Origin of the sequence: Sphingopyxis sp. A083 (assembly GCF_001468495.1) — a bacterium.
Classification (GTDB): domain Bacteria; phylum Pseudomonadota; class Alphaproteobacteria; order Sphingomonadales; family Sphingomonadaceae; genus Sphingopyxis; species Sphingopyxis terrae.
This window is the reverse complement of record NZ_LNSK01000015.1, coordinates 43,834-53,219: the sequence shown is the minus strand read 5'-3', so window position 1 is coordinate 53,219 and position 9,386 is coordinate 43,834. Positions and strand designations below refer to the sequence as shown.

7 protein-coding genes are annotated in these 9,386 nt (G+C 64.9%); 3 read left to right on the top strand and 4 right to left on the bottom strand.

All coding sequences use genetic code 11. The annotated features are described in order from the left end of the window. Both ATE59_RS16655 and ATE59_RS16650 read right to left on the bottom strand, forming a co-directional pair. Positions 1-261 (bottom strand): hypothetical protein (locus ATE59_RS16655; protein ID WP_156416828.1); only part of this gene is annotated, 261 nt, incomplete at its 3' end. 125 nt (positions 262-386) lie between these two features. Beyond that, a complete protein-coding gene (locus ATE59_RS16650; RefSeq protein WP_058813384.1) occupies positions 387-1,136 on the bottom strand; it encodes a helix-turn-helix transcriptional regulator in 750 nt (249 codons plus the stop codon). Positions 1,137-1,276: 140 nt separating this feature from the next. Here ATE59_RS16650 and ATE59_RS16645 point away from each other — a divergent pair, with 140 nt between their 5' ends. From ATE59_RS16645 to ATE59_RS16635, 3 genes are all read left to right on the top strand, one after another. After that, complete coding sequence (locus ATE59_RS16645) at positions 1,277-3,736, top strand: TonB-dependent receptor (protein ID WP_058813383.1); 2,460 nt, start codon at positions 1,277-1,279, stop codon at positions 3,734-3,736. Positions 3,737-3,762: 26 nt separating this feature from the next. Further along, positions 3,763-4,662, top strand: a complete 900-nt coding sequence (locus ATE59_RS16640) for an oxygenase MpaB family protein (RefSeq protein ID WP_058813382.1) — start codon at positions 3,763-3,765, stop codon at positions 4,660-4,662. A gap of 178 nt (positions 4,663-4,840) precedes the next feature. Then, positions 4,841-5,020: a hypothetical protein gene (locus tag ATE59_RS16635; RefSeq protein ID WP_058813381.1), complete on the top strand. Its 180-nt coding sequence runs from the start codon at positions 4,841-4,843 to the stop codon at positions 5,018-5,020. A 76-nt stretch (positions 5,021-5,096) separates the two neighbouring features. On the opposite strand, the gene ATE59_RS16630 is transcribed toward ATE59_RS16635, so the two are convergent. Further along, entirely contained in the window at positions 5,097-6,299 is a 1,203-nt protein-coding gene (locus ATE59_RS16630) for a M14 family metallopeptidase (protein ID WP_058813380.1), read from the bottom strand. A 4-nt stretch (positions 6,300-6,303) separates the two neighbouring features. Continuing rightward, positions 6,304-9,369, bottom strand: coding sequence for a TonB-dependent receptor domain-containing protein (locus tag ATE59_RS16625; protein WP_058813379.1), 3,066 nt, complete (start codon positions 9,367-9,369; stop codon positions 6,304-6,306). Between the last annotated feature and the right edge of the window lie 17 nt (positions 9,370-9,386).

Below are 9,386 nucleotides of genomic sequence, written 5' to 3'. Positions count from 1 at the left end.
GGTCGGGGCCTCCTCGTGCCGTTCGGGCGCCTTGCTGGCGTGTTCGGGAGCTTGCTCGGCGGCTTCGCTGGCCTCCAGGCTCACCATGGTGATGCGTTCCTGCTGCTTGTCGGGCAGCGATCCCAGACCGGTGGTGAGCAGCAGCAGGAGCAGCAGCGCCGGAATCAGGACAGCGAGGCCGATCGCGAACAGCCGGCGCCCCGCCCCGATGCTGAGCTGTTCGACGTAGGGAGTGGCTGGAACAGGGTTCAGCGGACGCAATCTTCGGTGGCGGCGCGCGTTGGTCGCGGCCGGGGAGGCACGCGCGAGCGATAGGCGGGAGGGCAATTTTTGACAAGGGTGCCTGCAAGCCCGCAGCGGGCATGCGGTCAGCCGCGGTCCCGGAATCAGACCGCGCTGGCGCCGACGAAGCCCAGACCCGCAGCGAGCTGGATCGACTGGGCGCGGCCCGTTGCGCCGAGTTTCGCGGCGGCGTTGCGCAGGTGAAAGCGCACCGTCGATACCGACAATGACAGGATGATGCCGATTTCCCCGTCGGTCTTGCCCGCCGCGGCCCAGCGCAGGCACTGCACCTCGCGCCGGGTCAGCGTCTGCGGCACGGTTGCGTTGCGCGGCCGTCCGCGCGCTTCATTGTGCGTGGCGACGAGGCGAAGCGCCAGGCTGTGCAGACGGTCGGCCTGGTCAGCGAAAATATCGGCGACGCCCATCGGCTCGCGCGAGCACCAGAACACGGCGCCGACAAGTCCGCGCGGCAGATGCACCGGCGCAACGATCGCTTCGCCGAACAGCGGACTGTTCTTCGCCTGCTCGCAATCGACGGCGTCGAGCAGGCCGGTGGCCCGCCACGTCTGCAAGCGCCCGTCGCTGTAGAAAAAGGGTTCGGCGGTCAGGCGCGCGGCGGTGAGGAAGGCGACGTGCAGCGCCAGCTTGCGATCGCGCCAGTATCGATGCGTCGGATCATACCATTTGAAGCTGGTTTCGGCATAGGGACGGCCCTGTTCGTCGGCCATCGGATCGGGATCGCCAAGATCGGCTTGCGCTGCGATGAAGGGCAGGCCGATTGCGTCACCCGCCGCCTGCACCGCCTCGATCAACGCCGGAAGCTGTTGCCAGCAAACTGTCCGATAATCCGTCACGCCGCCTCTTTCCGAACCCGCATACTGACACAGATGCCAGCTTGTCGGGCGGCCCGCAATTATATCCTCTGCGGGCGTTCGGACTGCGCGCCACCCGCGATCAACGACGGGGACGCCGCGGCCGCTTGAGGGAGGATGACATGAAGGCTTTTCGCTTGTTCCTGCTTGCCGGTTCGGCCGCAAGCTTCGCCTGCGCCGCACCGGCCTTCGCCGCCGATGCCGCCGCCGAAGCGGCCGACAAGGCGCAGCCGGCCGAGGGCGAGATCATCGTCACGGCACAGCGCCGCGCCGAATCGATCAATGATGTCGGCATGGCGATCCAGGCGGTCGACGGACAGACGCTGGAGGATCTGCGGGTCACCGACGTGCGCGACCTGACCGCCGTCGCTCCCAGCTTCACCGTTTCGCAAAGCTATCAGGGCGTACCGACCTATACGCTGCGCGGCATCGGCTTCAACACGATCAACCTGTCGTCGACCTCGACCGTCGGCACCTATGTCGACGAAGTCGCCTACGCCTATCCGATCATGAACACCGGGCCGATCATGGATCTGGAACGGGTCGAGGTCTTGAAAGGGCCGCAAGGCACGCTCTATGGCCGCAACACCACCGCGGGCCTGATCAACTTCATCACCGCGAAGCCGACCGACAGCTTCGAAGGCAGCATCAGCGCCGATCTCGGCAATTATCAGACCTGGAATATCGGCGGCCACCTGTCGGGCCCGCTCGCCAACGGTATAGCGGCGCGCATCGCGTTCCGTAGCGAGAACAGCGACAAGGGCTGGCAGGTCAGCAACACGCGCGGTGAGCGGCTCGGCGAAGTCGACAAGCTGGGCATCCGCGGTTCGCTGGCGATCGATCCCGGTCCGGACACCCATTTCGACCTGTCGGTGACTTGGTGGCGCAACAAGTCCGATACCGTTGCGGGGCAGGGGATCGGCTTCACGCCGGCGACTGATCCGGTGACGGGGACAAGCAATTCGCGCTTCTTCAACGCCGCGGGGCTTGCGACCTATATCGCGGGCAACGCGCCGACCAGGGCAACGCAGGCCGACTGGGCGCCCGAGGCGGCGCGTTCGGCGGATATCGGCACCGGGCTGGGCCTCGACGGCCCGCTGCGCGAGGATAATCGCTTCTGGGGTCTGAAGCTGCGCTGGGACCAGGATATCAGCGACGGCGTCAAACTGGTGTCGCTGACCAGCTACAATGATTTCAAGCGCAACGCACTGTCCGACTGGAGCGGCGCGCCCTTTGAAATCCTGCTTCAGAATACCGTAGGGCGGATCAAGAGCTTTGCGCAAGATCTGCACGTCGAAGGCGAATCGGGCGCGGTGAACTGGCTCGTCGGTGCCTATTACGCCAATGACCGGATCATCGATTCGAACCGCACCCTGCTGGGTCAGAACGCCAATGTCGGGCTGATCCGCGCGGCGGGCGTACCGCTTCTGGCGAGTCCGATTTTCAATTCGGACGGTTATACCGCGACCGATCTTGCGCAGGCGTTCCGCACCTATGAAGATTTCGGGCGCATCCGCACGAAGACGTGGAGCGTTTTCGCGAATGCCGACTGGCAATTGTCCGACCAGCTCAAGCTGACGACCGGGCTGCGCTATACCGAGGACAAGCAACGCTACAACGGCTGTTCGCGGGACTTCAACGGCAATATGCTGCCCAACGTCAATGTCGTGAACCGCGCGCTGTACCTCCAGACCTATGGCGTGCTCGCCGATCCGATCACGCAGGGACAGTGCAACACCTTTGATCCGGCGTCAGGCACGTTCGGCGAGGTCAGTTCGCTTCTCAAGGAGAATAATCTCGCGTGGCGCCTCGCGCTCGACTGGTCGCCCAGCCCCGACACGCTGCTCTATGCGTCGGTCTCGCGCGGCTATAAATCGGGCACGACGCCGATCAACGCCGCAAATCTCGCGCGTCAGAATGCGCCGGTAAAGCAGGAAAAGCTCACCGCTTATGAAGTCGGGCTGAAGGCGACGCTCGCCGACCGCATGGTGCAGGCCAATGTTTCTGCCTTCTACTACGACTATGCCGACAAGCAGATCAGCACCTATTTCGCCGATCCGATCTACACCGCGCTGTCGCGTCTCGACAATGTGCCCAAGTCGAAGGCCTATGGCGTCGAGGGCGAGCTGATCGTGCGGCCCGCGCCGGGCGTGTCGCTGTCGACCAACGCCTTGTGGCTCAAGACACGGATCAACGGCTATGCCGGCACCAATGCGGCCGGCCAGTCGCAGAATTTCGACGGCGCCGAATTCATATATAGCCCGCGTTTTCAGGGCAGCGTCACGCTGGCCTATAATACGCCGGTCAGCGACAGTCTCGGCCTGACCGGCGCCGTCAGTGCGCGCTATCAGAGCAAGTCGAACACGATCTTCGAGGATCTGCCGCTCTACAAGATCGATGCCTATGGCACGGTCAATGCAAGCCTGGGCCTGAAGAGCGATGCGGGCTGGTCGGTTCAGCTGTGGGCCAAGAACCTGTTCGACAAATATTATTGGTCGGCGGTGGCGAGCAACGCCAATGTGGTCGTGCGTTTTCCCAATCCGCCGCGAACCTATGGGTTGACGCTGGGCTTCGATTTCTGAGCTCGCGAGAAGGGTGCAGGCAAGGCATGCAGGAAAATTATCTGGGCACGATAATCGACTTTTCCTCTCCAGTCGGCGAAGCGGCCCTGCTTGCACCCGACAGCGTCCAGTGGCGCGTCTACAAAAACCCGATCGCGCTGGGTATCGGCGGGATCGCGGCGGTTCTGCTTGAATTCGCCGAACCGCGCATCCGGTCGGGGGTATGGGATCATTCCACCTACAAGGCCGATCCGATCGGCCGGTCGCGGCGCACCGGGCTCGTGGCGATGCTCGCCTGCTATGGCCCCGCAAGCGTCGCGCGCGAGGTGATCGGCAAGGTCAACCGGATGCATGGCGCGGTGAAGGGGCAGACGCCGGCGGGGGAGGCGTATCGGGCGCTCGACCCGGTGCTGCTCGACTGGGTAGCGGCGACCGCGGCCTATGGCTTTCTGACCGCCTATGATCGCTTCGTGCGCCCGGTGAGCGATGCCGACAAGGATCGCTTCATGAGCGACGGCGCGGTGATCGGACGGGCGTTCGGCGCGCTGCATACGCCGCCGACGATCGCCGACTTCATGGACATGATGGCGCGGCTCGAGGCGCGCTTCGAACCCCATCCGATCCTTTTCGAATTTCTCGACATCATCCAGTCCGGCCGCGCCGCGCCCGGCGTGCCCCGCCTGCTGCACCGTGCGATCGCGCGGGCGGCGGTGTCGCTGCTGCCGCCGCATATCCGGGCGCGGCTCGAACTCGGACGTTCCTATGACCTGACGCGCTTCGACCGGTTCGCGCTCAAGGTGGTCGGGCGGCTCGCCGACCGCCATGTCGATCGCAGCGCGCCGGTCTGCCAGGCGAGCGAGCGGCTGGGCCTGCCGTATGATTTCGCCTTTCGCCCGGCGGGCGAACAGCGGGCGCTGCTCGCCAAGCGGACGTTCGCCGCGACCTGAGAGCGCCGACAGATGACCAACTTGTAATCCCGCCGCCATCGGCCGGGCAGGGGCCCGGCTCTATTGATCGGTCGTCGGGCAAGGCCGATCCGAACCGTTCCCCCCCTCCCTGGAACGGATCGGCCGCCCTGACAGCCCCCGATTGCGGGTGGTTGAACTGTCAAGGAGTGGAAGTCTCATGCGTAACTATAGCAAACTCGCTGCCGCCGCCGTCCTTTCGCTCGCCATGGTGAGCGGCTCGGCCTTCGCTGCCGACGCGACGCCGACCAAGGCGGCGACGTCGAAGCCAGCCAAGAAGGCGACGCACCACGCGCACAAGATAAAGAAGGCCGAAAAGAAGGCCGCAACCAAGGGCTGATCGCCAGCGTCAGTTCCCGGTTGCCGAGGCCGGCCCGCCGACGCGGGCCGGCCTTTCGGCGTCCGGCGCCGGAAGATTATCGAGCGAGCAGCGGAAGCGCGCTCAGAAAGGCGCGTGCGAGGTTCCTTGCGGCGGTGTCGATTCCGGCGCGGTCGGCTTCGTCGCCGGCTTCGTAGGTGTAGGCGGGGATGCCATAGGTCGCGTGAAACCAGTTTTTCGACGTGCCCGAGCCGGGGTTGGCGTTGCGGCGCTCGATCGTGAAGGGATAGCCGGAGAGCGCCTTCTCCTTCCCGCCAAGCCATGCCGCGAGGAACGCCTCCTCCGCGGGCGTCGTTTCGTCGGCGCCCTGCACATAGAAGAGGCTGTGCTGCGTCGAATGGAAATCGACCATGGCAATCGGGCGCACGCCTGCGGGCAGGCGATCGAGCCAGGTTTTGACCGCGCGCGTTTCGGGCTGCGAAAAGATGCCCCAGTCGCGATTGAGATCGACGCCGCCGCGGTTCGCGCGCCAGTGACCCCGCGCGACGCCGTCGGGGTTCAGCAGGGGCAGGATAAGGAATTGTGTCGCTGCGGTGTCGACGCGCCCCGCGGCGATCTCGTCCGCGAGCGCGCGCAAAAAGGCATCCATCGCGAGCGCGCCGGTAATTTCGGGCGGATGGGCACGTCCGATCAGGACGACGAGCCGCGGCGCCTTCGCGTCGCCGATATGGACCGCCGATAGCAGCCGACCGTCGAGCGACGCGCCAAGGGTCAGCCGCTCGGCTGCGGGTAGCGCGGCAAGCCGGCCGAGCAACGCATCATAGCGGTCGCTGCCGAACAATTCTTGTCCGCTGACGATCCCTTCGCCGGCGGGCAGCGAGAGCGTGGCGCTCATCCCGTCCGCCGCAACGCTGGCGGACAGGGGCGCGACGGTGCCGCCTACGGTCAATTTGGGCGCATAGCGATGCGCCGCGCCAAGATAGTCGAGTTCGACCGAAATATCGGCCGACCCGCTCGCCCGGTAGCGAAAGGCGTACCAAGGACTCGGGTTGATCGGCGGCGCATGTTCAGGGCCGATCAATATCGCGAACGACCGCTCGCCCCGGATGACGCAGCGCGATGCGGGCGCTTCGTCGAAATCGAAGTCGATCCGTACCGTGCGTGTCGCGCACCCCGAACCGCGCTCGACCGGCGCGGCGGCGAGGGACGGGGGAAGCGGGGGTGTGCCGCTGCACGCCCCCGTCCCTCCGATGACCAGCGCAAGCGCGACGCGCTGCGCCAGGGCGCTGGACAGCCGCATTGCGCTAGAACTTCTTGCGCAACTCGACATGGAACACGCGGCCGCGCGCGGTGTAGAGATTGCTGAAGAAGCCATAATCCTCGTCAGCAAGTGGCGGATCTTCGTTGAACAGATTGTTGATCGCGAAGCGCAAGCGGGTGCCGTCGAGCGGGGTGTCATTCTTGATCGTGTAGGCGATCGAGAGGTTCAGCGTAAACTGGTCGTGCACCGGGTAATAGTTTGCGTTCGGGTCGTCGGAATCGATCAGCACGTCGCGGATCACGCTCGTGTCGTAAACCTTGCCCGTATATTGGCCGAACAGGCCGATATCGACCGGGCCGCTTCCCCAGTTGATCGCGCCGGTCGCGCGCCATTTCGGCCGGCCCTCGATCTCGACCAGTTCGCCCAGACCGCCGACAGTAACGTCGAGCGGCAGGACGCCCGAGGCGATGCCATCGATGATTTCCTGACCGTCGGGACCCGCCGACTGGACGAAGCTCATCAGGTGCGCGACGTTGAGGCTCAGGCGGAATTTTCCCATGCCGAAATCAGGCACCTTGTAGAACAGGCCGAAGTCCCACCCCTTCGAGACGCGGCTGTCGAGGTTGAGATAGGGGTCGAGCACCTGGGTGATCTTGCCCGCGGGGGCGAGGCTGGTGCCGGTGAACAGCGCAACGTCCTCCGCGGTCGGATCGGCGCGGATCACGTTGGGGTTGCTGCTGCCGTTCAGGCGGCGCAGCAGGTCGAGCGCGATGGCATTGTCATCGCCGAAGGTGCCGACCAATCCGGTCTGCTTGACGCGCCAATAATCGGCAGTCAGCGTCAGCCCCGGAATGAAGCGCGGTTCGAGCACGATACCCAGGTTGATGCTGGTGCTGTCCTCGGGCTTAAGGTTCTCGGTTCCCGAACGATAGCTGATCGTGCCCGCGCCGGTGCAGGAACCGAGGCTGGAGATCAGCCCCTTTTCGAGCTGCGCCTGGCACAGGACGAAATCGTCGCGCGTGTTCGACCGCGTCGTTCCGGCGTCATTGACCTGCACCAGATTGGGCGCGCGGAAACCGCGCGACCAGGCGCCGCGGAAGGTCACGCCGGGAAAGACCGACCAGGATGCGGCGATGCGCGGCACCGCGGCGGTTGCGTCGATATCCTTGAAATGCTCGACGCGGCCGGCGAGCTGGACATCGAAGCGGTTGATCAGCGGGATATTCATTTCCGGGCTGACGACCGGCACGAGAAGTTCGGCGAAGGCCGAATAGACCTCGCGCGAGCCGCTGGTATCGGGCGAGGGGCTGGTGCCCGCAACGTCGCTGCCATTGACATCGCCGGTCACGCTGTCGGTGAAGGTGATCGTCCCGTCGAGCCGCGGATCGCGGTCATCGTAGAAGGTTTCGCGGCGCCATTCGACGCCTGCGGCGATACCCAGATCGCCGCCCGGCAGCGACAGGAGGTCGTTGCGGCTGATCTTGAAGTCGCCGAGCGCGAGGCTGGTACCGCCCTTGCGGTAGACGTCGATACGGAAGGGATCGATCGAAGAGGCCGGGTTGGGGGTGCAGTCGCCGATGCCGGGATCGGAGGTGACGCAGCCGCCGTTGAACGGATTATAGGCGTCAGGCGTCGTCAGGTTGATCTGGTTCTGCATCAGCGTGAGCGACACACGGTTGCGCGTTAGGTCGTTGAGCTTCGCTTCGGAATAAACGAAGCCGGTGTCGAAGTCCCACGCGCCGATATTGCCGCGCAGCCCGCCGACGAGGCGATAGACATTCTTGTCGACCGACACGTCGCGATTGCCGACATCGACGAAGCGATAGCGCTCCATGATGACGTCCACACCGCTCGCGGCGATGGTGGTGCCGGGCAGGCGGTTGGGACTGCCGACCGGGCCGAACGGGTTCCAATAGGCATTTTTCGAAATGCCGACCGGCACCGCGCTCAGGATGGCCGAAGCATCGAGCTGGCGGTTGTTTTCCGACCGGTAGAAGCTGCCTTCGAAATAGGCCTCGACATTGTTGCTGAGTTCGTAGCTCAGCAGCGCCATCGCATTGTAGCGACGCTTCTGGCTGATCAGGCTGTTGCCATAGATTGTGTTGTAGCGGACCGCAGTGGTCGGCGTCGTGCCGTCGCGGGCGCAGAGACCGTCGCCGAAGCTCAGCTTGCAACCGGGAAAGCTCGACGGCTGGAGGTAGAAATCATCGTCGCCGATCGGCGTCCGGCTCGACGGCGACGAACCCTGAATATCGAATTGCCCAAACGGACCGAAGGTGTTGCGATTGTTGAACGACGCGTCGCCCTCGAAGTCCGTGCCTTCGACCAGCGGCAGGCGATTATCGTCCGCGGCATAGTCGCGTGCGGCATTCGACAGGCCGTTTTCATAGAAATAGCCGCCATAGACGGTCAGGTTGCCGCGTCCGCCGCCGAAGTCGAAACCATAGCCGCCGGAAATCTGGTAGCTGTAGAGGCTGGTGCCGTCGGAGGCGCGCCAGTCGCCTTCAAGGAAGCCGCCCTTCATGTCGCCCTTGAGGACGGTGTTGATCACGCCCGCTACCGCGTCCGCGCCATAGATCGCCGACGCGCCGTCGCGCAGCACCTCGAGCCGCTTGACGCTGCCGGGCGCGATTTCATTGGTGTCGGAGCTCACCACCGGCACGAGCAGTTCGGTCTGAAAGCCGGGGTGAAGCGTCATCCGGCGGCCGTTGATCAGCAGAAGCGTGTTGCCGGTGCCGAGGTCGCGCAGGTTGATCGAGCCGACGTCGCCGCGGACATTGTTGACGGTCGACGAATTCTGTTCGTTGAACGCGACGGTGCCGGCCTGCGGGATCGCCCGGAACAGCTCGTCGCCCGACGACGCCCCGGTGTTTTCGATCGCCGTTTCGTCGAGCACGGTGACGGGCAGGACGTCGTTGATCTTCGCACCCTGAATCTGCGACCCGGTAACGACGATCGCCTCATTCGCGTCTGCGGGCGGTGCCGGCTGGTCCGCGCTCTGGTCCGCCGCGGTTTCGGCGGCGAGCGGTTCCTGTGCCTGTGCGACGGTAGCCGCAAGCAAGCTCGGTCCGCAGAGTAGCGCCAGCTTTGCGATGGTGATTGCACGCATGGATATTTCCCTTCCCC

Bases quoted from the DNA above. Each gene is read 5' to 3' on its own strand.
- ATE59_RS16625 (WP_058813379.1), bottom strand. From the start codon at position 9,369: ATGCGTGCAATCACCATCGCAAAGCTGGCGCTACTCTGCGGACCGAGC.
- ATE59_RS16635 (WP_058813381.1), top strand. From the start codon at position 4,841: ATGCGTAACTATAGCAAACTCGCTGCCGCCGCCGTCCTTTCGCTCGCC.
- ATE59_RS16640 (WP_058813382.1), top strand. From the start codon at position 3,763: ATGCAGGAAAATTATCTGGGCACGATAATCGACTTTTCCTCTCCAGTC.
- ATE59_RS16630 (WP_058813380.1), bottom strand. From the start codon at position 6,299: ATGCGGCTGTCCAGCGCCCTGGCGCAGCGCGTCGCGCTTGCGCTGGTC.
- ATE59_RS16645 (WP_058813383.1), top strand. From the start codon at position 1,277: ATGAAGGCTTTTCGCTTGTTCCTGCTTGCCGGTTCGGCCGCAAGCTTC.